The following is a 23,436-nucleotide window of genomic DNA, read 5'->3' on the forward strand; positions in this document are numbered from 1 at the left end:
GGTCGGGCCATGGCGGCGCAGGTACGTGTTCTTCGTCAACGGATCCGCTCGGCGAAGGGGATGAAGAAGATCACCAAGGCGATGGAGCTCGTGGCGACGAGCCGGATCGCCAAGGCTCAGGCCCGGGTCGGGGCGTCCCTGCCGTACGCCCAGGCGATCACCGGCGTCCTCACGGCGCTGGCGTCCAACGCCTCGGTCGACCATCCGCTGCTCACCCCGCGCGAGCGGGTGCGGCGGGCGGGCGTGCTGCTGGTGACCGCCGACCGGGGGTTGGCCGGCGGTTACAGCTCGAACGCCATCCGAACGGCGGAGTCGCTGATTGCCCGGCTGCAGGCCGACGGCAAGGAGCCGGTGCTCTATGTCATCGGGCGCAAGGGCGCGTCGTTCTACCGGTTCCGGAACCGGCCGCTGGAGGCCAGTTGGACGGGCTTCTCGGAGCAGCCGTCCTTCGCCGACGCGCGGGAGGTGGGCGAGACGCTGATCAAGGCGTTCGCGGCCGGGGCGGACGACGTCGACGGTGAGTCGGGTCCGGACGGGGTGCGCGGGGTGGACGAGTTGCACATCGTCTACACCGAGTTCAAGTCCCTGATGACCCAGAACCCGGTCACCCGGATCATCGGCCCGTTGCAGATCGAGGAGCGGCCTCGCTCGGAGGGCGCCCTTCCGGCGTACGAGTTCGAGCCGGACGCGGAGGCGCTGCTCGACGCGCTGTTGCCGAAGTACATCAACACGCGGATCTACGCAGCGTTGCTGGAGTCGGCGGCCAGCGAGTCGGCGGCCCGGCGGCGGGCGATGAAGAGTGCCACCGACAACGCCGAAGACATGATCGACAAGTACACGCGTGAGATGAACTCGGCCCGCCAGGCCGGGATCACCCAGGAGATCAGTGAGATCGTCGGCGGCGCGAACGCGCTGGCCGCGTCGGGAAGTGAAGTGTGATGACTGTATCCGCAGTTGCTGGTGGACCAGCTGAGACCAAGACGGCCACGGGTCGCGTGGTCCGGGTCATCGGCCCGGTCGTCGACGCCGAGTTCCCGCGCGACGCCATGCCGGACCTGTTCAACGCCCTCCAGGTGAGCGTGACCCTCTCCGGCGGCGAGAAGACGCTGACCCTGGAGGTCGCCCAGCACCTGGGTGACAACGTGGTACGCGCCATCTCGATGCAGCCCACCGACGGTCTGGTCCGCGGTGCCGAGGTCCGGGACACCGCGTTCCCGATCCGGGTGCCGGTCGGCGACGCCGTCAAGGGCCACGTGTTCAACGCGATCGGCGAGTGCCTCAACCTCACCGAGGGCGAGACCATCGAGGCCGACGACCAGTGGGGCATCCACCGCAAGGCCCCGGCCTTCGCGGACCTGGAGCCGAAGACCGAGATGCTGGAGACCGGCATCAAGGTGATCGATCTGCTCGCGCCGTACGTCAAGGGCGGCAAGATCGGTCTGTTCGGCGGTGCCGGCGTGGGCAAGACGGTGCTCATCCAGGAAATGATCACCCGGGTGGCCCGGAACTTCGGCGGCACCTCGGTCTTCGCCGGCGTGGGTGAGCGCACCCGTGAGGGCAACGACCTCATCCACGAGATGACCGACTCGGGCGTCATCGACAAGACCGCGCTGGTCTTCGGCCAGATGGACGAGCCGCCGGGCACCCGGCTGCGGGTCGCGCTCTCCGCGCTGACGATGGCGGAGTACTTCCGCGACGTGAAGAAGCAGGAGGTGCTGCTCTTCATCGACAACATCTTCCGCTTCACCCAGGCCGGTTCCGAGGTCTCCACCCTGCTGGGCCGGATGCCCAGCGCGGTGGGTTACCAGCCCACCCTGGCCGACGAGATGGGTGAGCTGCAGGAGCGGATCACCTCCGTCCGGGGTCAGGCCATCACCTCGATGCAGGCGATCTACGTGCCGGCGGACGACTACACCGACCCCGCCCCGGCCACCACGTTCGCCCACCTGGACGCCACCACCAACCTGGAGCGGTCGATCTCCGACAAGGGCATCTACCCGGCGGTGGACCCGCTGGCGTCCTCGTCGCGGATTCTGGCCCCCGAGTTCGTCGGCCAGGAACACTTCCAGGTGGCCAGCGAGGTGAAGCGGATCCTGCAGCGCTACAAGGACCTGCAGGACATCATCGCCATCCTCGGTATCGAGGAACTCTCCGAGGAAGACAAGATCACGGTCCAGCGGGCCCGGCGGATCGAGCGCTTCCTGTCCCAGAACACCTACGCGGCGGAGCAGTTCACCGGCGTATCGGGCTCGACGGTTCCGATCAAGGAGACCATCGAGGCCTTCCGCAAGATCAGCGAGGGTGAGTACGACCACTTCCCCGAGCAGGCGTTCTTCATGTGCGGTGGGCTCGACGACCTTGAGAAGAAGGCCGCTGAGCTGATGAAGGGCTGATCTCTCGACAGACCCGAACGAAAAGAGGGCCGTCCCGGTAACGCCGGGGCGGCCTTCTGTTCATGTTCACGACGTACCATCGCCGCTGCCCGGTCTCCCGTGCTCGGCGATCCCGCCGCCCGCGAGATACCGTCTAGCCACGCTCATGCGCCGATGAGCGGCGATCGTTAAACCATTCGGCCACGCGCGCCCGTATCTCCCCCGGGGGGCGCGACGAACGGAGATGCTTGTGGGTAAGGCCGGCAGACGCGGTAGGCGTGCTGGACGCTCGTCCGTGTGGCGCGGCGTGCCGCGCTGGGCACAACTCTGCACCGTCTTCGGCGTCATCCTGATGGTGCTCAGCGGGACGAGCCTGGTCGGCGCGGAGGCGCTGATGGCCCGCTACGAGGGTGCGGTCGGCAAGGCGGACCTCTTCGGCGACGAGGCGGCCGGCGCCACCCCCAAGAGCGACATCAAGGGCCCGCTCAACATCCTGCTGGTCGGCATCGACCCCCGCGACGACGACACGCCGCCGCTGGCCGACGCGATCATGGTCCTGCACGTGCCCGAGGAACTGGACCGGGCATACCTCTTCTCCCTGCCGCGTGACCTCTACGTCGACATTCCGGCGTTCCGCAAGGCGGATTTCCCTGGGCAGACCACCAAGCTCAATGCCGCGATGTCCTTCGGCAGCCGGGTGCCCGGCGAGAAGCCGGACGCGGCGCGTGGCTTCGAACTGCTCGCCATCACCGTGCAGAACGTCACCGGGATCGAGCGCTTCGACGCCGGTGCGATCATCAACTTCGCGGGCTTCCGGAAGATCGTCGACGCCATGGGCGGTGTCACGATGAACATCGAGCGGGAGGTCCGCTCCGAGCATCGTGAGCCGGACGGCAAGCACCGCCAGCTGGACCCCAACGGCGGGGGATACGTCGGCCCGCAGGCGGTCTACCCGAAGGGCAAGCAGCACCTGACCGGCTGGCAGGCGCTGGACTACGTCCGCCAGCGGTATCCGGAGAACGGCGTGCCGGACGGCGACTACGGCCGGCAGCGGCACCAGCAGCAGTTCGTCAAGGCGATGGCCGGACAGGCACTCAGCGCCGACGTGGTGACCAATCCGATCAAACTGGACAAGGTGCTCCGCGCGGCCGGCGAGTCGTTGATCTTCAGCGGTCGGGGGCACGGCGTCGTCGACTTCGGCCTCGCGCTCAAGGACATCCGCCCGGGCAACATCCAAATGATCAAGTTGCCGGGTGGTGGCATCGAGGAGAACGGCAAGTACCTCGGCGAGCGCTTCGCACCCGAGGTCGACGACTTCTTCGTCGCGTTGGAGCGGGAACTGCTGGATCCGTTCCTCCTCGAACACCCCAAGCTGGTGAGCAAGGGTTGACCGTGGCGCGGGTCTTGGCACCCGCCTGAAGAACACGTCCGGGGCGGGACTAGACTTTTCCCAATCCGCCGCCTCAGCAAGGAGACAGCGTGGCAGAGCAGCTCAACGTCCAGCTCGTGGCCGTCGAGGAGAAGGTCTGGTCCGGCCAGGCCGAGATGGTGATGGCCCGGACGACCGAGGGTGAGCTGGGTGTGCTGCCGGGGCACGCGCCCCTGCTCGGCCAGCTTGCCGAGCCCGGCCAGGTGCGCATCAAGCTCCCCGGGGGCGAGCAGGTCGCCTACGAGGTGGCCGGCGGGTTCCTGTCGGTCAGCGAGCAGGGTGTCACCGTGCTGGCCGAGAGCGCCACCCCGACCTCCGCCGCCCAGGGCAGCTGAGTCGACCCGCCGATGGAGATCGTCGAAGGGGTCGCGATCGGCTGCGCCGTGATCCTCGGCGCGATCCTGTTCCTCTTCGTCCGGCGGGCTCTGGTCACCCGTAGCGGTGGCATCATCCGGCTCAGCGTCCGGACCTCCACCATGCTCGACGGCCGCGGCTGGTCACCCGGCTTCGGCCGGTTCGCCGGTGACGAACTCCGCTGGTACCGGATGTTCAGTTTCGCCGTACGCCCCAAACGGGTGCTCTCCCGGGACGGGCTGACCGTGGAGCGACGGCGGTTGCCGGAAGCGCAGGAACGAATGTCCATGCCGGCCGACTGGATCATCCTCCGCTGTACCAGTCGACACGCCCCGGTCGAGATCGCGATGGCACGATCTACCGTCACCGGGTTTCTCTCCTGGCTCGAGGCCGCCCCTCCGGGGGCGGTCTCGCCGCGTATGGCCGCCCAGGACTGGCCCGCCGCCTGACTCGCGGCCGGTTCGCGGCCCGTGGTGGCGTCTTTCCTGACTCGCACCCGGTCCGCCGGGCCGGCCCTCGGTGTGGGCTGGGGCCGCTGGTGTGGGCTGGGTCCGCCGTTTCCGGCTGGCTCCGCATGTCCGCAGCTCGCTGCCGGCTTTGGCCGGCCTTGCTGGCTCAGTCCGCGGCGTCCGGATTGGCCAGCTGTGTCCGGGTCAGCTGGCGGCCGGCTCAGCTCGGGCATCGCCTGCCGTTCCGGATGCGGTGGAAGGGCTTGATTCGAGTGCCCATTGCGAGTGGTTCCACCCGCCCAGTGAGCAGATCTTGGACATTTCCTGTCAGTCGCTGACGGGAAATGTCCAAGATCCACGTTCTGGGTTCGGGCGGTGGGCGTGGGTGTGGTGCCGATCGTCCGGGTTCGTCGGGGCGGGCGGCGTCCCGGGATCGGAATGGTCGGGGGGTGGGTGGTGTTGTGGTGGGGTGGCTGGCCGTGGTGGCCGTCCCTGCCTGCGTCTTCGCCTTCGGGTGGGGGGCCGGGTGGGGGAATGGTGTGGGCGGGTCGGTGGTTGTATCAGGTTCCGGCGTTGCGGTAGCAGCCGTTGGCCCCGCCCCGCCGGTCAGCGAGTTCCCCTTCTTGTGAATCTTCTTTTCCCCCTTTTGTTTGGGCGCCTGTCGGTGCTTGCGTGCGCGTGCCTTCTCCCCCTTGGGGTGCGTGTGCGTCGACCCCCGAATGGAGCTTGGTGATGAACACGATCATTCGTAGGAGTGTGCTGGGTGTGGCGGGTGTGGCGTTCGCCGGTGGCGTGTTCGCCGGTCCGGTGGCCGGCCACGCCGATGTCACGGCGGTCCGGGCCGCGCCGGTCGCGGTGGTGCAGGCGGACAAGCCCGACGTGGGCAAGCTGTTGCCGCACGGCGTTCCGGGCGGCCAGTCGCGGATCGAGTTGAACGACGAGCAGACGGCGAACGCGAAGGCGATCGTCGCGGCGACGAAGAAGGCCGGGATGGACGAGCGGGCGGCCGTGGTGGCCATCGGTACCGCGTTGCAGGAGTCGAAGTTGGAGAACCTGGGTCATCTGGGTGACCGTAACGACCACGACTCGCAGGGCCTGTTCCAGCAGCGTCCGTCGAGCGGGTGGGGCACGGTGGAGCAGATCACCGACCCCGAGTACGCGACCCTGGCGTTCCTGAAGGGCCTGAAGCAGGTCGACGGCTGGCAGGACATGCCGCTGACCGAGGCCGCGCAGACGGTGCAGGTGTCGGCCTACCCGGACCACTACGCCCAGTGGGAACAGCAGGCCGCCGACCTGGTCGCCGCACACTGGACCAGCTGACCACCGACGACATTCCTCCACCGGGGGAGCAGGAAACCGCTGGCCGGCACCCGTACCCGGGGTGCCGGCCAGCGGCAGCTTCTTCTCCCGAGCCGGACGTTCAGGAGGAGGCGACCAACTCGACCTCGTACCCCTGCCCGTCGGCCAGGTATCCGGCGTATGTGTCGGACCCACCGGCGTACGGGTGACGGTCGGCGAAGAGCAACTCCCACCCGTACCCGGGAGCCTGCGCGACCAGCCGGTCCACGGCGGCGGGCGAGCCGGCGTGGAAGGCCAGGTGGTTGAGCCCCGGAGCGCGCCGGTCGTGCTGCCGGCCGGAGAGTGCCGGTGACTCCTCCAGCACCAGGTAGGTCGGGCCGAGCCGCCAGGACCGACCGGCCGGCCACTGCTGGAACGACGTCCAGCCCAACTCGCCGAGCAGCCAGCCCCAGCTACGCATCGCGGCGCTCAGGTCGGGTATCCAGACCTCCACGTGGTGCAGTGCACCGAGCGTCACCGGCCTCCGCCCGGCACCCATAGCACGTCTCCGGCCGGATTTGCCGTCCTTGCCAGGATAAAGAGCAGATCCGACAGCCGGTTGAGATACTTTGCCGGGAGGTGGCTGGTCCGGTCGGGGTCGTGTGCGACGAGAGCCCACGCCGACCGCTCGGCGCGCCGGGCGATCGTCCGCGCCGCGTGTAGCAGCGCCGCGCCCGCGGTGCCGCCGGGGAGGATGAAGGAGTCGAGCTTGCTCAGGCGCGCGTTGTACTCGTCGCACCAGCCCTCGATGCGCTCGACGTACCCCTCCGTGACCCGCAGCGGCGGGTACTTCGGCTCCGGCTCGACCGGGGTGGACAGGTCGGCGCCCACGTCGAACAGGTCGTTCTGGATCGGCCCCAGCACCGCCCGCAGTTCGTCGTCGAGCTGGCCGATGGCGAGCGCCACGCCGATGGCGGCGTTGCACTCGTCGACGTCGGCGTACGCGGCGATCCGTGGATCGTTCTTCGGCACCTGCTCGTTGTTGCTCAGCCTGGTCATGCCGGCGTCGCCGGCCTTGGTGTAGATGCGCGTGAGGTGGACGGCCATGACGCACAGCCTACGGATACCGGACCTGACGATCCCGGCACGTCCGGACGCCGGCACGGGGTGGTCCCACGGGGTCGGCCCTGGCGACGCGGGTGACGCCGCGGTCGCCGACATCGACGTCATCCGGGTACGCGGCGGTGCCCGGCTGGCCGGCACCGTGCACGTGGTCGGCGCGAAGAACTCGGCACTGAAGCTGATGGCCGGCGCGCTGCTCGCCCCGGGTCGCACGGTGATCACCAACGTTCCCCGGATCACCGACATCGCAATCATGGGTGAGGTGCTGCGTCGCCTCGGCTGCGGTGTCCGGTTCGACGCCGACGACCCGGTGGATCCGATGGTGGCGGTCGGCGGGGTGGCCCGATCCCGTTCGGTCACCATCGACGTGCCGGAGCAGCCGGGCGTGGAGGCCGACTACGACCTGGTCCGCCGGCTGCGTGCGTCGATCTGTGTGCTCGGTCCGCTGCTGGCCAGACGCGGATACGTGCGGGTCGCCCATCCGGGCGGCGACGCGATCGGCTCCCGGGGCCTGGACATGCACGTCTCCGGGCTGACGAGGATGGGCGCCGACATCTGCGGCGAGCACGGCTTCGTGATCGCCTCCGCCCCCGACGGTCTGCGCGGCGCGGAGATCATGCTGGACTTTCCCAGCGTCGGCGCGACCGAAAACCTGATCATGGCGGCGGTGCTGGCCGACGGCACCACCGTGATCGACAACGCGGCCCGCGAGCCCGAGATCGTCGACATCTGCACGATGCTCCAGCGGATGGGCGCGTTGATCGATGGCGAGGGCACGTCCACCATCACCATCGTCGGCGTGTCCCGGCTGCGGCCGGTCCGGCACGCCACGGTGGGGGACCGGATCGTCGCCGGGACCTGGGCCTTCGGCGCGGCGATGACCCGCGGCGACGTGACCGTGACCGGCCTCGACCCGGCGTTCCTGGAGGTCGCCCTGGACAAGGTGGTCGCGGCCGGTGGGCTGGTGGAGACCTGGGCGGACGCCTTCCGGGTCCGGATGGACGACCGGCCCCGGGCGGTGGACGTGGTGACGCTGCCCTATCCGGGGTTCGCCACCGACCTGCTGCCGATGGCGATCGGGCTCGCGGCGCTCAGCGAGGGCGCCTCCCTGATCACCGAGAACATCTTCGACGGCCGGTTCATGTTCGCCAACGAGATGGTGCGGCTGGGCGCGGACATCAAGACCGACGGCCACCACGCGGTGGTACGCGGCCGGGAGCGGCTGTCCGGCGCGCCGGTGCGCGCCACCGACATCCGGGCCGGCGCCGGGCTGATCATCGCCGGGCTCTGCGCCGATGGGCTGACGGAGGTGTCCCACGTGCACCACGTCGACCGCGGCTACCCGGACTTCGTCGCGGACCTGCGGGCGCTGGGCATCGAGGTCGAGCGGGCCACCGCGCCGGAGGAACCCGAACTGACCATCTGAGTCGAGGTCTCCTTAGCTGTCGTTCAGGCTCGCCGACTAGGGTGCAGGCAGACACTGAAATCGCAGCGAGGGAGAGGCAGATGGCGGGTCGACTCGCGGTCGTCGGCGCCGGGTTGATGGGCTCGGGCATCGCTCAGGTGGCGGCGCAGGCAGGCTGGCAGGTGACGCTGCGGGACCTGGACGACACGGCGACGCGGCGCGGCGTGGACGGGATCCGGAAGTCGCTGGAGCGGTTCGCCGAGAAGGGGACGATCTCCACGGACGACGTCGAGGCGGCGCTCGGGCGGATCACGCTCACGACCGACCTGGAGGCGGTGGCCGACGCGGATCTCGTGGTCGAGGCGGTCTTCGAGCGGCTGGAGATCAAACACGAGGTGTTCCGCTCGCTGGACAAGATCTGCAAGGCGGACGCCGTCCTGGCCACCAACACCTCCGCCATCCCGGTGACCCAGATCGCGGCGGTCACCGAGCGCCCCGAGGCCGTCGTCGGCACCCACTTCTTCTCGCCGGTACCGATGATGAAGCTCTGCGAGCTGGTCCGCGGCCACCGGACCAGCGACGCCACCCTGGACACGGCGAAGTCGTTCGCCGAGGGGATCGGCAAGACCGTCGTGGTGGTCAACCGCGACATCGCCGGCTTCGTCACGACCCGGCTGATCTGCGCCCTGGCCATGGAGGCGGTCAGGCTCGTCGAGGCGGGCGTCGTCTCCGCCGAGGACCTGGACACCGCCTGCCGGCTCGGCTTCGGGCACGCCATGGGCCCGCTGGCCACCGTGGACCTGACCGGGGTCGACGTGCTGCTCAACGCGACCCGCAACATCTACACCGACACGGCCGACGAGAAGTTCTTCCCGCCCGAACTGCTCCAGCGCATGGCCACCGCCGGCGAACTGGGCCGCAAGACCGGCCAGGGCTTCTACCCGTACTGACGCGAGGGGGGAGGCCGCCAGCGGGGCGGCCTCCCCGCGGCTCAGCCGTCGCGGCTGGTGGTCCAGCGGAAGGTGGTGAGGCAGAGCACCAGGCCGATCACGCACCAGGCACCGAGCACCAGGGCGACGCGGGTCAGCTCGAACGAGCCGCCGGGCTCGTCGGCGGCGAAGCTCTCCGGCAGGAAGACCGCGCGCAGCCCCTGGCACATCCACTTGAGCGGGAAGAGTGCCGCCACCTGTTGCATCCAGTCGGGCAGCCGGGTGAAGACGAAGAAGACCCCGGAGGTGAACTGGAGCACCAGCGCGATCGGGGTGACCACCGCCGAGCCGCTGCGGGCGGTGCGGGCCAGCGACGAGATCGCGATGCCGCAGAGGGTGCAGGCGGTGATCCCCAGGGTGGAGACCCAGGCGAAGGTCAGCCACGCCGTCGCGGTCCCCGGCAGGTCGAGACCGAACAGGGCGACCGAGACCGCGAGCAGCAGGGCGGTCATCACGACGCCGATCACCAGCACCATGATCACCTTGCCGGCGAACCAGACCCACTTCGGCATCGGCGTGCCCCGGTAACGCTTGAGCACACCCCGGTCCCGCTCGATCGGGATCCAGATGCCGAGGTTCTGGAAGCTGACGGTCAGCAGGCCGGTGGCGATCATTCCGGTGATGAAGTACTGCGTGTAGTCCACCCCCGGCGCGATCTCCTCGTCGAAGATCGAGGCGAAGATCAGCACCATGATGAGCGGGAAGCCCAGCGTGAACACGACGGACTCCCGGCTGCGCAGGAACTGCCGGATCTCCAGCCGCCCCTGACGCAGGGCGAGACCGGTCGGCCCGAGCCGACGGGCTGCCGCGGTGGCGGGCGCCGGCGCCGCCGGCTTCGTCGTGGTGGTCATCGGTGTCCGATCATCCTCAGGTAGATGTCTTCCAGGGTGGGTCGGGTGACGGTCAGGCCGGGGACCTCACCGTCGAAGCGCGCGCCCAGTTCCGCCACCAGCGCCGTCGGTGTCGCGCTCTGCGCGCTGGAGACGCGGCCGTCCGGGGTACGCCAGGAGACCGTGGCGAGCGCCTCCTGCCGGTCGCCGAGCCGGTTCGGGGCGGCCACCTCGACCAGCCGGCCGCCGGCGATCACGCCGACCCGGTCGGCGAGCGCCTCGGCCTCGTCCAGGTAGTGCGTGGTGAGCACGATGGTGGTGCCGGCGGCCGAGAGATCCCGGATCAGCTCCCAGAACTCGCGCCGGGCCTCCGGGTCGAAGCCGGTCGTCGGCTCGTCCAGGAAGAGCAGCTCCGGGCGGCCGATGATGCCGAGCGCCACGTCGAGGCGGCGCTTCTGCCCGCCGGAGAGGGTGTGCGTACGGGCGCGGGCCTTGCCGGTCAGCCCGACCCGCTCGATCACCTTGTCCGGGTCGTCCGCAACCGGATAGAAGCCGGCGAAGTGCCGCACCACCTCGGCGACGGTCAGCTCGTCGAACTCCCCGGTGCCCTGCAGGACGATGCCGACCCGCCCTCGCCAGTCACGGGTCGGCAGGGCCGGGTCGCTGTCGAGCACGCGTACCTCGCCGGCGTCGCGGTGGCGGTAGCCCTCCAGGATCTCCACGGTGGTGGTCTTGCCGGCGCCGTTCGGACCGAGCAGGGCGAAGACCTCGCCCCGGCGGACGTCCAGGTCCAGTCCGGCCACCGCGACGGTGTCGCCGTACGCCTTGCGAAGCCCTCGGACCTGGATCGCGACGTCGTCACTCATGCCGTCAAGTGTGCGGCCCGCGGCTACCCACCGTGCGCACCGGGGTGGTGGTCCGCACCACCGGGGGCCGCTCCGGGCGTCACCTCCACCGGGCTGTGGGTTTTGGCACAACCCGTTTTACTGAACGGTAACTTAAACTCCGGCCATGGACGAGAAGGCACTGCCGGGCCGGCTGCCGGAGCGCGACCGCCCCTGGGTGATGCGCACGTACGCGGGCCACTCGTCGGCCGCCGCGACCAACGCGCTCTTCCGCCGCAACCTGGCCAAGGGCCAGACCGGCCTGTCGGTCGCCTTCGACCTGCCCACCCAGACCGGCTACGACCCCGACCACGAACTCGCCGCCGGCGAGGTCGGTCGGGTCGGCGTCCCGGTGTCGCACCTGGGCGACGCGCGGGCGCTGTTCGACGGCCTCCCGCTGGCTGGGACGAACACCTCGATGACGATCAACGCGCCGGCCATGTGGCTGCTCGGCCTCTACGGCACGGTCGCCACCGAGCAGGGCGCCGCGCTCGCCCGCTGTGCGGGCACCACCCAGAACGACATCATCAAGGAGTACCTCTCCCGGGGGACGCACATCTTCCCGCCGGCCGCCTCGTTGCGGTTGACCGCCGACGTGATCGCCTACACGCTGCGCGAGATGCCGCGGTGGAACCCGGTCAACATCTGCTCGTACCACCTCCAGGAGGCCGGTGCCACGCCGGTGCAGGAGGTCGGCTTCGCGCTCGCCACGGCGGTGGCGGTGCTCGACTCGGTACGCGACTGCGGTCAGGTGTCGGCCGAGCGGATGGGCGACGTGGCGCAGCGGATCTCGTTCTTCGTCAACGCCGGTGTGCGGTTCGTCGAGGAGATCGCCAAGATGCGCGCCTTCGGCGTGCTGTGGGACGAGATCACCCGCGACCGGTACGGCGTGCGGAACCCGAAGCAGCGCCGCTTCCGGTACGGCGTGCAGGTCAACTCGCTCGGCCTGACCGAGGCCCAGCCAGAGAACAATGTGCAGCGCATCGTGCTGGAGATGCTCGGCGTCACCCTCTCCCGGGACGCGCGGGCCCGGGCGGTGCAGTTGCCCGCCTGGAACGAGGCGCTCGGCCTGCCCCGCCCGTGGGACCAGCAGTGGTCGCTGCGGATGCAGCAGGTGCTCGCGTACGAGTCGGACCTGCTGGAGTATCCGGACCTGTTCGCCGGTTCGCACGTGATGACCGCGCTGGCCGACGGGATCGTCGGCGGTGCCCGGGTCGAGTTGGCCACGGTGTTGGAGATGGGCGGCGTGGTAGCCGCGGTGGAGTCCGGCTATCTCAAGAGCGCCCTGGTCGCCTCGCTGGCGCGGCGGCGGCGCCGGATGGAGGCCGGCAGCGAGGTGGTGGTCGGCGTCAACCGGTTCACCGAGACCGAGCCCTCCCCGCTGACCGCCGCCGGTGCCGAGGCGGTCCAGCAGGTGGACCCGGCGGTGGAGGTGGCCGCCTGCGACGCCGTACGCCGGTGGCGGGCCGACCGGGACGCGGCGGCCGTGGACGCGGCACTGGCCCGGCTACGCGCCGACGCGGCGAGCACGACGAACCTGATGGCCGCCACCCTGACATGTGTCCGTGCCGGGGTGACCACCGGCGAGTGGGCGGCGGCGCTGCGGCAGGTCTTCGGCGAGTACCGGGCGCCGACCGGGCTGGCCGGCGGGGTCACCACCGGCGGTGACGACTCGCTGGTCGAGGTCCGCGCGCGGGTCGCGGCCACCGCCCGCGAGCTGGGCGGTGGGCGGCTGCGACTGCTGGTCGGCAAGCCCGGTCTGGACGGTCACTCCAACGGCGCCGAACAGATCGCGGTACGCGCCCGCGACGCCGGCTTCGAGGTGGTCTACCAGGGCATCCGGCTCACCGCCGGGCAGATCGTGGCCGCTGCGGTGGAGGAGGACGTGGACCTGGTCGGGCTCTCCGTGCTCTCCGGCTCGCACCTGGCGGTGGTGCCCGCGGTGCTCGACGGCCTGCGCTCCGCCGGCCGGCCCGACCTGCCGGTGGTGGTCGGCGGCATCATCCCCGCCCCGGACGCCGAGCGGTTGCGGGCCGCCGGGGTGGCCCGGGTGTTCACCCCGAGGGACTTCGCCCTGACCGCCATCATCGACGAGTTGGTCACCGTCGTCCGCGAGGCCAATGACCTCTGACTGCGACTCCGGGCCTCGGGGCGGCGATCCGGCTGTGGCGGCCGGTGAGCGGATCAGACGCGGAAGCCCGCCTCACGCGCCGCCTGCCGCTCCCGGCGCCGCTCGGCCCGTCGGCGCAGCAACCAGGGGAGGAAGAGCACCGACCCGACCAGGAACACCAGCACCAGCACCGGCAGGATGATCGCGACGAGCGACATGACCACGCTGGTGGCGTCCTCGGCGGTGCTCGCCACCGGGGCGCCCAGCCCGGCCGTGGTCGCGTTGATGACCGGCCGGGCGGCCGACTTGAGCAGATGCACGCCGAGCGCGATCAGCACCCCGACCAGCACCGGCAGCCACTGGCCGCCGCCGGCGAAGAAGCTGTCCGGGTCGCTGACCGTCACCGTCTCCGACGCCGAGCCGGCGCCGAACGCCAGGCCGCCGGCGGTCGGTCGGACCACCGTCTGCACCACGTCGTTCACGTGGTCCACCACCGGTACCTTGTCCGCGACCACCTCGACGGCGAGCAGCACCGCGAGGATCCCCAGCACCCAGCCGTTGCCGAGCCACTGCCAGCCGCCGGGCAGGTCGATGACGCTGGTGTAGCGGGCCAGCAGGCCCGTGATCAGCAGCGGGATGTAGGCGTTCAACCCCGCCGAGGCGGCGAGGCCGGTACCGGTGAGCACTTCGAGCACGATCTCAGCATCGCACCGGCACGCCAGTGCCGCTCGATGGCGATGCCCGGTGACTCCGCTACCCTCTCTCGGGTGCGGTTGGTGATTGCGAAATGCTCGGTGGACTATGTCGGACGGCTCTCGGCTCACCTGCCGCCGGCGACCCGGCTGTTGATGGTGAAGGCGGACGGGTCGGTCTCCATCCATGCCGACGACCGGGCGTACAAGCCGTTGAACTGGATGAGCCCGCCGTGCCGGTTGGAGGAGGCTCCCGGCGTCTGGCGGGTGGTCAACAAGGCCGGCGAGGAACTGCGGATCACCCTGGAGGAGATCTTCCAGGACACCTCCTACGAGCTGGGCGTCGACCCGGGGCTGCGCAAGGACGGCGTCGAGGCGCATCTGCAGGAGTTGCTGGCGGCCAACCCGGAGACGCTGGGCGAGGGGTTCACCCTGGTCCGCCGCGAGTACATGACCGCCATCGGCCCGGTCGACCTGCTCTGCCGGGACGCCGGCCTGGGCGCGGTCGCGGTAGAGGTGAAACGCCGTGGCGAGATCGACGGTGTGGAGCAGCTCACCCGCTATCTCGAACTGCTCAACCGGGATCCGCTGCTCGCTCCGGTCGCCGGGGTCTTCGCCGCCCAGGAGATCAAGCCGCAGGCCCGGGTGCTCGCCACCGACCGGGGAATCCGCTGCGTGGTGGTGGACTACGACCGGCTGCGCGGCATCGAGCGCGACGAGCTGACGCTCTTCTAGTCACCGGCCGTAGAGCAGCTTGACCGCCTTCACCAGGCGGGCGATGTCGGCCGGGGTGCGCTCGAACGTGGTCGACGGCAGCAGTGACCGGGCCCGGCGGCGGGTGATCGCCTTGGCCCGGCCGAACTCACGCAGCCCGTCCTCGCCGTGGACCCGGCCGAAGCCCGACTCGCCGACCCCGCCGAACGGCAGGGTGGACATGCCGGCGAAGGTGAGGGTCGAGTTGACCGACGCCATGCCGGAGCGCAGCCGCCGGGCGATCGCGACCGCGCGCCGCTGGCCGAAGACCGAGCCACCCAGCCCGTACGGCAGCGCGTTGGCCCGGGCGAGAGCCTCGTCGGCGTCGCGGACCCGGTTGATGGTCAGGGTGGGGCCGAAGGTCTCCTCGCGGACCGCGGCGGCATCCTCCGGCACCTCCACCAGCACGGTCGGGCGGGCGTACGGGGCTGCACCGCGTCCGGACCGCCGAGCACGGCACGGCCGCCCCGGGCCAGCGCGTCCTCGATGTGGCGCCGGATGACGTCGAGCTGACCGGGCATGGTGATCGGGCCGAGGTCCGCGCCGTCGGGGCCTACGGTGAGGCGGCCGGCGCGTTCGACGACCCTGCCGACGAAGGCATCGAAGACCGGCTCCACGGCGTAGACCCGCTCGATGCCGACGCAGCTCTGCCCGGCGTTGGTCATCGCACCCCAGACGCACGCCTCGGCGGCCGCGTCCAGGTCGGCATCCGTGTCCACGATCATGGCGTCCTTGCCGCCGGCCTCCAGCAGCACCGGTGTCAGCGTCTCGGCGCAGGCCGCCATCACCTTCTTGGCGGTGGCGGTCGAGCCGGTGAAGGCGAGCTTGTCGACGCCGGCGCGGCACAGTGCGGCGCCGACGTCGCCGAGCCCGTGCACGGCGGTGAACACCGGCTGCTCGGGCACCACCTCGGCGAAGGTGTCGACGAGCCACTGACCGACGATCGGCGTGTACTCGCTGGGCTTGAAGACCACGGCGTTGCCGGCGGCCAGCGCGTACGCCACGGAGCCGAGGGGGGTGAGGACCGGATAGTTCCACGGCCCGATGACGCCCACCACTCCGTGGGGTTGGTACTCCAGGTGGGCCGAGAACTCGGCCAGCACCAGCCGTGAGCGGACCCGGCGGGGGCCGAGCACCCGACGGGCGTTGCGGGCCGCCCAGTCGACGTGCTCCACGGCGCCCACGATCTCGACGAGTGCGTCGGCGACCGGCTTGCCGCTCTCGGCGTGCATCAGCTCCGCCAGCTGTTCCATCCGCTGGGCGAGCAGGCGGCGCCAGCGCAGCAGGCGGTCCCGCCGCCCGGCGAAGCCGAGCCCCGCCCACCACTGGCCGGCGGCGCGCCCGCTCGACGGCACGTTCCACGTCCACCGCGGCGGCGACCGGGACGCGACCCGCCTCGTCTCCCGTCGCCGGGCTGGTCGAGACCAGCTCGGCGGCCTCGATGGCCGGGGTGCCGGGGGGTCGCACAGCCGTCATGGCGGAAGTCTAGACCCGAGAGCTACTCGCCGGTAGGGGTGCCGAACCCGGGCGAGTCCCGAGGGAGCGGTTGGGAGTTTCGCCGTATGTTCGCCGAAAGGGGCGAGCGGAAGGTGCCCGCCCGGTCACCCAGAGACGGCCGGCCGGTGGTGGAGACGGCCACCTGGTGGTGACAGGCTGGCCGGGGGTGGCCGCGCGGGGTGGAGGTGTGACTGTTCATGGAGAAGCATCCGCAACTGGTTCCGCTGCTTACTGTCGCCGCCGGGCCGATGAGAGGGCTCAGCTTCCGGCTGGGCCACCGGCCGCAGGTGATCGGCCGCGACCCGGCGGTCGACATCGTTGTGCACGACCCGCACCTGAGCCGTCGGCACGCGGAGATCTGGCTGGCCGGCGAGGGCGTGTCCCTGGTGGACCTGGGATCCACGAACGGCACCTGGGTCAACGATCTCCGGGCTGCCGGCGTGGCCCGGCTCACCGACGGTGACGTGATCCGCATCGGGCATACCGAGCTGAGGTTCGTCGACCCGGGTCTGGCCCGGACCGACCCGGTGGGCCTGAGCTTCGAACTGCCCCGCCAGGGGCGGCGACCGGCCGTGCCGCGGCCCGCCGCACCCGGCCCGGCAGCGGTGGTGACCGCGCGCCGCTGACGGCGACGGACGCCATCGGCCGGGCGTGGTTCGTGGCGGTCGGACACATGGACCGGTCGTGACGCCCGTGGCATCATCCGGCGGATGAAGACCGAGCAGCACGTCGTGTCCGTGAACGGGATCACCCAGGCCGTCCGGGTGGCCGGCCCCGCCGACGGGGCGCCGGTGCTGCTGGTCCACGGCAACTGCTCATCGGCTGCCTTCTGGGAGCCGCTGGTGCGGCGCCTGCCGGAAACGCTGCGGGTCGTCGCGCCGGACCTGCGCGGCTACGGCGGTACGCAGACCGCGCCGGTGGACGGCAGCCGCGGGCTGACCGACTTCGCCGACGACCTGGTGGCGCTGCTCGACGAGCCGTCCCTCTTCGCCCTGGGCGCCCGGCCCGTGGTGGTCGGCCACTCGCTCGGCGGAGGGGTGGCGATGCGGCTGCTGGTGGACCACCCCGACCGGGTGGCCGGGCTGCTGCTCGCGGCGCCCGTGTCGCCGTACGGCTTCGGCGGCACCCGGGACCTGGCGGGCACTCCCACGACGCCGGACTTCGCCGGCACCGGCGGCGGTACGGCGAGCGCCGACTTCGTCACGCGGCTCGCCGCCGGTGACCGCAGTGCCGAGGCGCGGACCAGCCCGCGCAGCGTGCTCCGGGCCGCCTATGTGGCGGACCCGTCCTGCCTCGGCGACGACGAGGAGATGCTGCTCGACAGCCTGCTCTCCACCGCGACCGGCACCGACAACTACCCCGGCGACGCGGTGGCATCGCCGAACTGGCCGGGGACGGCGGCGGGTCGTCGCGGAGTGCTCAACGCGCTCGCCCCGGCACATTTCCGGATCGCCGACCAACTGGTCGCCGTGGCGTCCAAACCCCCGGTGACCTGGATCCGCGGCGACTCGGACGTGATCGTCTCCGACACGTCCCTGTTCGACCTGGCCCAGTTGGGGGCGCTGGGCGCGCTGCCCGGCTGGCCCGGGCCGGAGGAGTGCCCGCCGCAGCCGATGGTGGGGCAGACCCGGGCGGTGCTCGACCGGTACGCCGCCGCCGGTGGCAGCTACCGCGAGGTGACGTTGCCCGGCTGCGGACACAGCCCGCACCTGGAACGGCCGGCGGAGTTCGTCGCGGAACTGCTCGCCCTCGCCGGCGTCGGTCCGGCCTGACCTCGTCGGCGGGCCGGCCGCACCACGCCGGCCCGCGGGGCCGGTGAAATATGCCACGCCGCCTCGACAACCATGCGGCGCGTGGCAGACTCGCGCGCATAACCTTAGCGGCCGTTCATGTCCGGCCGTACGGACGCGGACAGGGGAGGCCGGGTCGTGGCGCGCGAGTTCACCAGCGTGGGCGTGGTGGGTCTGGGCACCATGGGTGCCGGCATCGTGGAGGTCTTCGCCCGCAACGGCATCGACGTGGTCGCCGTGGAGATCTCCGACGCCGCCCTGGAGCGTGGCCGGGCCAACCTGACCGGCTCGACCGATCGCGCGGTGACCAGAGGCAAGCTCGCCGAGGCCGACCGGGACGCCCTGCTGGCCCGCGTCGACTTCCAGGTCGGGCTCGACGCGCTGCACGCGGTGGACCTGGTCATCGAGGCGGTGCCCGAGCAGCTCGACCTCAAGCAGCGGATCTTCGCCGAGCTGGACCGGGTGTGCCCGCCGGAGGCCATTCTCGCCACCAACACGTCGTCGCTGAGTGTCACCGAGGTCTCGGTCGCCACGGCCCGGCCCAAGCAGGTCATCGGCCTCCACTTCTTCAATCCAGCGCCGGTGATGAAGCTGGTCGAGGTCGTTCGCACGGTGGTCACCTCCGCCGACGTCGTCGCGGACGTGGAGGCGCTCTGCGGGCGGCTCGGCAAGGTCGACGTGACCATCAGCGACCGGGCCGGGTTCATCGCCAACGCGCTGCTCTTCGGCTACCTCAACCACGCGGTCGGCATGGTCGAGTCCCGGTACGCCACCCGCGAGGACATCGACGCCGCGATGAAGCTCGGCTGTGGGCTGCCGATGGGCCCGCTCGCGCTGATGGACCTGATCGGGCTGGACACCGCGTACGAGATCCTGGACACCATGTACCGCCGTGGCGGGCGGGACCGCCGGCACGCCCCGGTGCCGCTGCTCAAGCAGATGGTGACCGCGGGTCTGCTCGGCCGGAAGTCCGGCCGGGGCTTCTACACCTATCAGCGGCCGGGCTCACCGACGGTCGTACCGGACGAGCAGACGCCGGTCGCGGTGGGGCCGGTAGGCGCCGACGGCGGCATCGCGACCGCCGGTGCCGGCAGCGCGAGCCCCGTGACCAAGGTCGGAGTCGTCGGTTCCGGGACGATGGCCACCGGGATCATCGAGGTCTTCGCCAGGGCCGGGATCGAGGTCGTCTCGGTGACCCGGGGGGCCGAGAGGTCCGCCCAGGTCTTCGAGGCGGTCCAGACCTCGCTCGACAAGGGCGTCGTCCGGGGCAGGCTCGGCGAGGCGGACCGGGACGCCGCGCTCGGCCGGATCAACTGGTCGGCGACGCTGGAACACCTGGCCGACGTCGATCTGGTCATCGAGGCGGTGGTCGAGGAGTTGAGCGTCAAGAAGGCGATCTTCGCCAGCCTGGACGAGATCTGTAAGCCGGGCGTCGTGTTGGCCACCACCACCTCCTCGCTGCCGGTGATCGACGTGGCGATGGCCACCCAGCGCCCGGCCGACGTGGTGGGCCTGCACTTCTTCAACCCCGCTCCGGTCATGCCGCTGGTGGAGATCGTCCAGACGATCCGGACCTCGGCGGAAACCACGGCAACCGCCCGTGCGGTCTGTGCCGCGCTCGACAAGACCGCGGTGGTCTGCGGCGACCGGTCCGGTTTCGTCGTCAACGCGCTGCTGTTCCCCTACCTCAACGACGCGGTACGGATGCTGGAGACCAGCTATTCCACCGCCGACGACATCGACCACGCCATGAAGCTCGGCTGCGGCTACCCGATGGGGCCGTTCGAACTGCTCGACGTGGTCGGCCTGGACGTGGCGCTGGCCATCCAGCGGGAGTTGTACCTGGAACTGCGCGAGCCCGGCTTCGCGCCGGCACCGCTGCTGGAACACCTGGTCACCGCCGGCTACCTCGGTCGCAAGGCCGGCCGCGGATTCCGCGACCACACCCACCGGTGAGCCGGCCGTCGCTGGTACGCCCGTACCCTGGATGACGTGAGTCCTCGTCGCAACCGGCCCCGTCGTGACGACGCCGAGCGGTTGGACGCCGAGCGGGCCCGGCACGGCGTCGCCTCGGTGCAGCAGTGGCGTGACGGTGACTGGCAGGTGCGGGGCATCAGCGGCGGCGCGTCCACCAAGACGTACCGTTGCCCCGGTTGCGACCAGGAGATCCGGCCCGGCGTGGCGCACGTCGTGGCCTGGCCGGCGGACGGCCGGGGCGACCTGACCGACCGGCGACACTGGCACAGCGGCTGCTGGCGGGCCCGGGACCGGCGGGCCCCGGCGATCCAGCGCGGTCGGCGGGGCGGGAGACTGGAGGCATGAGCAAACCGATCCGTGCGTCCTCGATCCTGCCGGGGCACCGGGAGGAGATCGAGCTGCACACCGCGGACGGCCTGCGCCTGGTCGGCGAGCTGGCTCGCCCGGCCGACCGGGCGCCCGCGGCCACCCTCGTCTGCCTGCACCCGCTGCCCACCCACGGCGGGATGATGGACAGCCACGTGTTCCGCAAGGCGGCCTGGCGGCTGCCCGCGCTGGCCGACCTGGCCGTGCTCCGGTTCAACACCCGGGGCACCAGCAGCGTGCGTGGCACCAGCGAGGGGGCGTTCGACTCGGCCGTCGGCGAGCGCTTCGACGTCGCCGCCGCCATCGAGTACGCCGAGTTCCACGAACTGCCGAACGTCTGGCTGCTCGGCTGGTCGTTCGGCACCGACCTGGCGCTGCGCTACGGCTGCGACCCGGCGGTGACCGGGGCGATCCTGCTCTCCCCGCCGCTGCGCTTCGCCGGCGCCGCCGACCTGGGCCAGTGGGCCGAGTCGGCCAAGCCGCTGACCGCGCTGGTGCCGGAGTTCGACGACTACCTGCGCCCGGAGCAGGCTCGCGAGCGGTTCGCGGCGGTGCCGCAGGCCGAGGTGGTCGGCGTGCCCGGCGCGAAGCACCTGTGGGTCGGTGACGCCGAGACGGTCCTGGACGAGGTGGTCCGGCGGGTCAATCCGGCGGTGCCGGTGCCGTTGCCGACCACCTGGGACGGCCCGATGGAGACCGGCGACGCCAGCGCGTACGCAGACCGTACGGTCGCCGCGTTCGCCGACACGCCGGTGTCGGGCCCGCCGCAGCGCCGCGCCGACTGATTTCTCCGCCCGGTCCCGCAAGCCGGGTCGCCCGCGCCGCCGCGGATCGATCGCCGCCATCGCCACCGGCGTGCCCTGCCGCGCCTCAGTCGGAAGTGACCTTGCTCGGCTTGGCGCTGCGTTCGTCGATGGTCGGCTTGGTCGGGCGCTTGCCGTTCTCGCCGGTGCTGGTGATCTTGGTCGGGGTGGCGCCCCGGCCGCCTTCCCCGGGCACGGCCGCCACCGTCGGCTCGCCCTCCACCCCGCGCTCGCGGTGCCGCCGTCGACGCTGGTCGGCTCGGTGGCCGGCTTCGCCGCCGCGGAGTCCTCGACGGTGGTGACCGGCTCGCCGACCGGCTTCGTCTCGGGGCCGGCGTCGTCACCGGCAGGGCCGCCACCATCGGCCGGAGCGTCGCTGGGAACGGCGGCATCGTCCCCGGTCGGTCGTCCGCCGTTGGCCGAGGCCCCGGTGGGAACGGCGGTGCGATTCTCCCCGGCGGGACGTCCGCCGTCGGCCGGGACCGCAGTGGGGATCACGAGGGCATTCTCCCCGGCGGGGCGTCCGCCGTTGGCTGACGGGCTGCCGGCGGCCGCCGCGACCGAGCCGGCCGCCGTGGTCGGACCCGTCGGCGTGGTCGAGCCCGCCGGTGGCGGCGAGGTCGGCACCGGCGGAGCCGATGCCGACTGCAGACGCAGGTCGAGCAGTTTGCGCTGCAACTCGTCGGACTCCTGCCGGAACTTCCAGGTTTCCTGGCGCAGGTCGGCGAGCTGCTGCTGGGCCTTGGCGATCTCCAGCATCACGTGGGCGAGCTGCTGACGGCCGGACGCGGCCTCCTGCTGGGTCGCCGCCAGGTGCTGCTGGGTGGTGGCCAGGTGTTGCTGGGTGGTGGCCGCGTACTCCTCGAACTGGCGGCGGGAGGCGGCGACGTGCTCGTCCGCCTCGCGCCGCACGGTGGTGACGTGCTCGTCGGCCTCGCGCCGGGTCGTGGCGGCGTACTCGTCGGCGTCGCGCGCCAGCTCAGCGGCCTGTTCCTCGGCCCGCCCGCGCACCGTGGCCGCCTCCTGCTCGGCGGCCCGGCGGATCTGGTCGGCGCCCTGCTCGATCTCGTTCTTCCGCGCGGTGTACTCCGACTCCAACTGCGCACGGCGGGTCTCGAAGCCGGACTCCAACTCGGCGGTGCGGGTGCGGATCCGCTCGTCCAGCTCGGCGTTGCGGCTCTTGTACTGCTTCTCCAGCTGGTCGCGGCGGGCGGTGAACTCGCGTTCGATGGTCCCCTGGCGCTCGGCCAGTTCCCGGTCGACCGCCTCGCGCCGACCGTTGACCTCCTTCTCCACCCCGGCCCGCCAGGCACCCAGCTCCTGCTGGGCCTGCGCCCGAGCGTGCTGGACGTACGCCTCGGTCTCGCCGCGCATGCGTTGGGCGTACGCCTCGGTCTCGGCGCGGGTGCGCTTGGCCGCCTCGGTCGCCTGGGTGCTCAACCGCTCGGCCTCCTGGCGGGCCTTGTTGCGGGCCGCCCGACCGGCCTCGGAGGCGTCGTCGATGATCTGTTTGGCCTCCTGGCGAGCCTTGGCGTGGGTGGCCCGCCCGGCCTCGGTGGCCTGGTCGACCAGGCGCTTGGCCTCCCGCTGGGCGTTGGCGTGCATCTCCTTGGCCGCGTCGCGCAGCTGGGTCGCCTCCTGCTGGGCGGTGGCGTACGCCTCGCGGGCCGCGTCGCGCAGCTTGGTCGCCTCCTGCTGGGCCCGGGTGTGGATCTCCTTGGCCCCGTCCCGCAGCTGGGTGGCCTCCTGCTCGGCGCGGGCCAGCGCCTCCTGGGCGGTCTTGCGCAGCCGGGCGGCCTCCTCCTCGGCCGCCTTGCTGGCGGCCTCCGCCTCCGCCCGGCGTGCCGCGGCGTGCCGTTCCTCCTCGGATCGGCGGGCGGCCAGGGCGATCTCGAAGTCCTTGAGCGCCGTGGCCGCTTCGGCGCGGGCCTCGTCGATGATGTGCTCGGCGGCGGCCCGGCGCGCCTCGATCTCCTCGTTCGCGGCGGCGAGGATGTCCTCGGCCTGCTCCTCGGCGAGGGTGAGGATCTGCTCCACCCGCGGACCGAGGTGCCGGAATGCGGCTCGGTCGACGACCGCGACCTGCTTGCGTACCTGAGCCAGGTCGCGCTGCAACACCTCGACCTGGCCGGCCAGCTTGTGGATCTGCGTGTAGGCCTGTTCGCGTTCGGCCGCGAGCGCGGCGATCTCGTGCTCCGCACGAGCGACGTACCGGTCGACTTGCCGTTTCTCGTACCCCCGCAGGGCTGACTCGAAGCTGGGCTCCGTGGTCACGTCCCCGCCGAGCGCGAACAGTTCCTCGCCGTGCGACATGCTCCCATCCTCACACGCATCGG

Annotated in this window: 20 protein-coding genes and 2 pseudogenes; 15 read left to right on the plus strand and 7 right to left on the minus strand. The window is 71.4% G+C overall.

Translation table 11 applies throughout. From position 1 onward, the window contains the following. The first annotated feature begins 9 nt into the window (after nt 1-9). The 6 genes from KIF24_RS04945 (at nt 10) to KIF24_RS04970 (ending at nt 5,924) form a co-directional block, all read left to right on the plus strand. Entirely contained in the window at nt 10-939 is a 930-nt protein-coding gene (locus tag KIF24_RS04945; protein ID WP_221082932.1) for a F0F1 ATP synthase subunit gamma, read from the plus strand. Next, entirely contained in the window at nt 939-2,393 is a 1,455-nt protein-coding gene (atpD, locus tag KIF24_RS04950) for a F0F1 ATP synthase subunit beta (protein ID WP_221082933.1), read from the plus strand. The genes KIF24_RS04945 and atpD overlap by 1 nt, the downstream gene beginning before the upstream one ends. Before the next feature lie 223 nt (nt 2,394-2,616). Further along, nucleotides 2,617-3,762, plus strand: a complete 1,146-nt coding sequence (locus KIF24_RS04955) for an LCP family protein (RefSeq protein ID WP_221082934.1) — start codon at nt 2,617-2,619, stop codon at nt 3,760-3,762. An 89-nt stretch (nt 3,763-3,851) separates the two neighbouring features. Next, the gene (locus KIF24_RS04960) at nt 3,852-4,136 is read left to right on the plus strand and encodes a F0F1 ATP synthase subunit epsilon (RefSeq protein WP_221082935.1); all 285 of its coding nucleotides are present in this window, start codon (nt 3,852-3,854) and stop codon (nt 4,134-4,136) included. Nucleotides 4,137-4,148: 12 nt separating this feature from the next. Beyond that, a complete protein-coding gene (locus tag KIF24_RS04965) occupies nt 4,149-4,604 on the plus strand; it encodes a DUF2550 domain-containing protein (RefSeq protein WP_221082936.1) in 456 nt (151 codons plus the stop codon). A gap of 732 nt (nt 4,605-5,336) precedes the next feature. Then, the gene (locus tag KIF24_RS04970) at nt 5,337-5,924 is read left to right on the plus strand and encodes a hypothetical protein (RefSeq protein ID WP_221082937.1); all 588 of its coding nucleotides are present in this window, start codon (nt 5,337-5,339) and stop codon (nt 5,922-5,924) included. 100 nt (nt 5,925-6,024) lie between these two features. On the opposite strand, the gene KIF24_RS04975 is transcribed toward KIF24_RS04970, so the two are convergent. Together KIF24_RS04975 and KIF24_RS04980 are read right to left on the minus strand one after the other, a co-directional pair. After that, entirely contained in the window at nt 6,025-6,441 is a 417-nt protein-coding gene (locus tag KIF24_RS04975; protein WP_221082938.1) for a VOC family protein, read from the minus strand. Next, nucleotides 6,417-6,989 (minus strand): cob(I)yrinic acid a,c-diamide adenosyltransferase, encoded by a 573-nt coding sequence (locus KIF24_RS04980; RefSeq protein ID WP_221082939.1) that lies wholly within the window; start codon nt 6,987-6,989, stop codon nt 6,417-6,419. Before KIF24_RS04980 ends, KIF24_RS04975 begins: the two co-directional genes overlap by 25 nt. Here KIF24_RS04980 and murA point away from each other — a divergent pair. Beyond that, a complete protein-coding gene (gene murA / locus KIF24_RS04985; protein ID WP_221082940.1) occupies nt 6,988-8,430 on the plus strand; it encodes a UDP-N-acetylglucosamine 1-carboxyvinyltransferase in 1,443 nt (480 codons plus the stop codon). The two genes, KIF24_RS04980 and murA, sit on opposite strands and share 2 nt — an antisense overlap. 80 nt (nt 8,431-8,510) lie before the next feature. Further along, the gene (locus tag KIF24_RS04990; protein ID WP_221082941.1) at nt 8,511-9,359 is read left to right on the plus strand and encodes a 3-hydroxyacyl-CoA dehydrogenase family protein; all 849 of its coding nucleotides are present in this window, start codon (nt 8,511-8,513) and stop codon (nt 9,357-9,359) included. A 41-nt stretch (nt 9,360-9,400) separates the two neighbouring features. Here the strand turns inward: KIF24_RS04990 and KIF24_RS04995 are convergent, their stop codons facing one another. Together KIF24_RS04995 and KIF24_RS05000 are read right to left on the minus strand one after the other, a co-directional pair. Continuing rightward, nucleotides 9,401-10,249 carry an ABC transporter permease gene (locus KIF24_RS04995; RefSeq protein ID WP_221082942.1) on the minus strand — a complete coding sequence of 283 codons (849 nt, stop codon included), beginning with the start codon at nt 10,247-10,249 and terminating at the stop codon, nt 9,401-9,403. Beyond that, a complete protein-coding gene (locus tag KIF24_RS05000; RefSeq protein ID WP_221082943.1) occupies nt 10,246-11,094 on the minus strand; it encodes an ABC transporter ATP-binding protein in 849 nt (282 codons plus the stop codon). Before KIF24_RS05000 ends, KIF24_RS04995 begins: the two co-directional genes overlap by 4 nt. A gap of 145 nt (nt 11,095-11,239) precedes the next feature. On the opposite strand from KIF24_RS05000, the gene KIF24_RS05005 reads away from it, so the two are divergent. After that, nucleotides 11,240-13,243, plus strand: a complete 2,004-nt coding sequence (locus tag KIF24_RS05005) for a protein meaA (protein WP_221082944.1) — start codon at nt 11,240-11,242, stop codon at nt 13,241-13,243. 53 nt (nt 13,244-13,296) lie between these two features. Here KIF24_RS05005 and KIF24_RS05010 read toward each other — a convergent pair whose 3' ends face one another. Next, the gene (locus tag KIF24_RS05010; protein WP_221082945.1) at nt 13,297-13,917 is read right to left on the minus strand and encodes a DUF4126 domain-containing protein; all 621 of its coding nucleotides are present in this window, start codon (nt 13,915-13,917) and stop codon (nt 13,297-13,299) included. Nucleotides 13,918-13,989: 72 nt separating this feature from the next. Between KIF24_RS05010 and nucS the strand changes: the two genes are divergently transcribed. After that, nucleotides 13,990-14,649 (plus strand): endonuclease NucS, encoded by a 660-nt coding sequence (nucS, locus tag KIF24_RS05015; RefSeq protein WP_221082946.1) that lies wholly within the window; start codon nt 13,990-13,992, stop codon nt 14,647-14,649. On the opposite strand, the pseudogene KIF24_RS05020 reads toward nucS, so the two are convergent. Then, a pseudogene (locus KIF24_RS05020) lies at nt 14,650-16,143 on the minus strand (aldehyde dehydrogenase family protein). It lies immediately after the preceding gene. 218 nt (nt 16,144-16,361) lie between these two features. On the opposite strand from KIF24_RS05020, the gene KIF24_RS05025 reads away from it, so the two are divergent. The 5 genes from KIF24_RS05025 to KIF24_RS05045 all read left to right on the plus strand — a co-directional run bounded on the left by KIF24_RS05025 (nt 16,362) and on the right by KIF24_RS05045 (nt 21,082). Continuing rightward, nucleotides 16,362-16,790 (plus strand): FHA domain-containing protein, encoded by a 429-nt coding sequence (locus tag KIF24_RS05025; protein WP_221082947.1) that lies wholly within the window; start codon nt 16,362-16,364, stop codon nt 16,788-16,790. A gap of 84 nt (nt 16,791-16,874) precedes the next feature. Beyond that, the gene (locus tag KIF24_RS05030) at nt 16,875-17,936 is read left to right on the plus strand and encodes an alpha/beta hydrolase (RefSeq protein ID WP_221082948.1); all 1,062 of its coding nucleotides are present in this window, start codon (nt 16,875-16,877) and stop codon (nt 17,934-17,936) included. A gap of 156 nt (nt 17,937-18,092) precedes the next feature. After that, nucleotides 18,093-19,910 (plus strand): 3-hydroxyacyl-CoA dehydrogenase family protein, encoded by a 1,818-nt coding sequence (locus KIF24_RS05035; protein WP_221082949.1) that lies wholly within the window; start codon nt 18,093-18,095, stop codon nt 19,908-19,910. Between the two features lie 36 nt (nt 19,911-19,946). After that, nucleotides 19,947-20,276, plus strand: coding sequence for a hypothetical protein (locus KIF24_RS05040; protein WP_221082950.1), 330 nt, complete (start codon nt 19,947-19,949; stop codon nt 20,274-20,276). Further along, nucleotides 20,273-21,082, plus strand: a complete 810-nt coding sequence (locus KIF24_RS05045; protein ID WP_221082951.1) for an alpha/beta hydrolase — start codon at nt 20,273-20,275, stop codon at nt 21,080-21,082. The genes KIF24_RS05040 and KIF24_RS05045 overlap by 4 nt, the downstream gene beginning before the upstream one ends. An 85-nt stretch (nt 21,083-21,167) precedes the next feature. Here KIF24_RS05045 and KIF24_RS05050 read toward each other — a convergent pair. Beyond that, nucleotides 21,168-23,413: pseudogene (locus tag KIF24_RS05050) on the minus strand (hypothetical protein). Between the last annotated feature and the right edge of the window lie 23 nt (nt 23,414-23,436).

The organism is Micromonospora tarapacensis (assembly GCF_019697375.1).
GTDB classification, from domain to species: Bacteria; Actinomycetota; Actinomycetes; order Mycobacteriales; family Micromonosporaceae; genus Micromonospora; species Micromonospora tarapacensis.

Excerpts from the sequence above, each read along its gene's own strand:
- KIF24_RS04945 (WP_221082932.1), top strand. The coding sequence starts at position 10 with ATGGCGGCGCAGGTACGTGTTCTTCGTCAACGGATCCGCTCGGCGAAG.
- atpD (WP_221082933.1), top strand. The coding sequence starts at position 939 with ATGACTGTATCCGCAGTTGCTGGTGGACCAGCTGAGACCAAGACGGCC.
- KIF24_RS04955 (WP_221082934.1), top strand. The coding sequence starts at position 2,617 with ATGCTTGTGGGTAAGGCCGGCAGACGCGGTAGGCGTGCTGGACGCTCG.
- KIF24_RS04965 (WP_221082936.1), top strand. The coding sequence starts at position 4,149 with ATGGAGATCGTCGAAGGGGTCGCGATCGGCTGCGCCGTGATCCTCGGC.
- KIF24_RS04970 (WP_221082937.1), top strand. The coding sequence starts at position 5,337 with ATGAACACGATCATTCGTAGGAGTGTGCTGGGTGTGGCGGGTGTGGCG.
- KIF24_RS04975 (WP_221082938.1), bottom strand. The coding sequence starts at position 6,441 with ATGGGTGCCGGGCGGAGGCCGGTGACGCTCGGTGCACTGCACCACGTG.
- murA (WP_221082940.1), top strand. The coding sequence starts at position 6,988 with ATGACGCACAGCCTACGGATACCGGACCTGACGATCCCGGCACGTCCG.
- KIF24_RS04980 (WP_221082939.1), bottom strand. The coding sequence starts at position 6,989 with ATGGCCGTCCACCTCACGCGCATCTACACCAAGGCCGGCGACGCCGGC.
- KIF24_RS04990 (WP_221082941.1), top strand. The coding sequence starts at position 8,511 with ATGGCGGGTCGACTCGCGGTCGTCGGCGCCGGGTTGATGGGCTCGGGC.
- KIF24_RS04995 (WP_221082942.1), bottom strand. The coding sequence starts at position 10,249 with ATGACCACCACGACGAAGCCGGCGGCGCCGGCGCCCGCCACCGCGGCA.
- KIF24_RS05000 (WP_221082943.1), bottom strand. The coding sequence starts at position 11,094 with ATGAGTGACGACGTCGCGATCCAGGTCCGAGGGCTTCGCAAGGCGTAC.
- KIF24_RS05005 (WP_221082944.1), top strand. The coding sequence starts at position 11,240 with ATGGACGAGAAGGCACTGCCGGGCCGGCTGCCGGAGCGCGACCGCCCC.
- KIF24_RS05025 (WP_221082947.1), top strand. The coding sequence starts at position 16,362 with ATGGAGAAGCATCCGCAACTGGTTCCGCTGCTTACTGTCGCCGCCGGG.
- KIF24_RS05030 (WP_221082948.1), top strand. The coding sequence starts at position 16,875 with ATGAAGACCGAGCAGCACGTCGTGTCCGTGAACGGGATCACCCAGGCC.
- KIF24_RS05045 (WP_221082951.1), top strand. The coding sequence starts at position 20,273 with ATGAGCAAACCGATCCGTGCGTCCTCGATCCTGCCGGGGCACCGGGAG.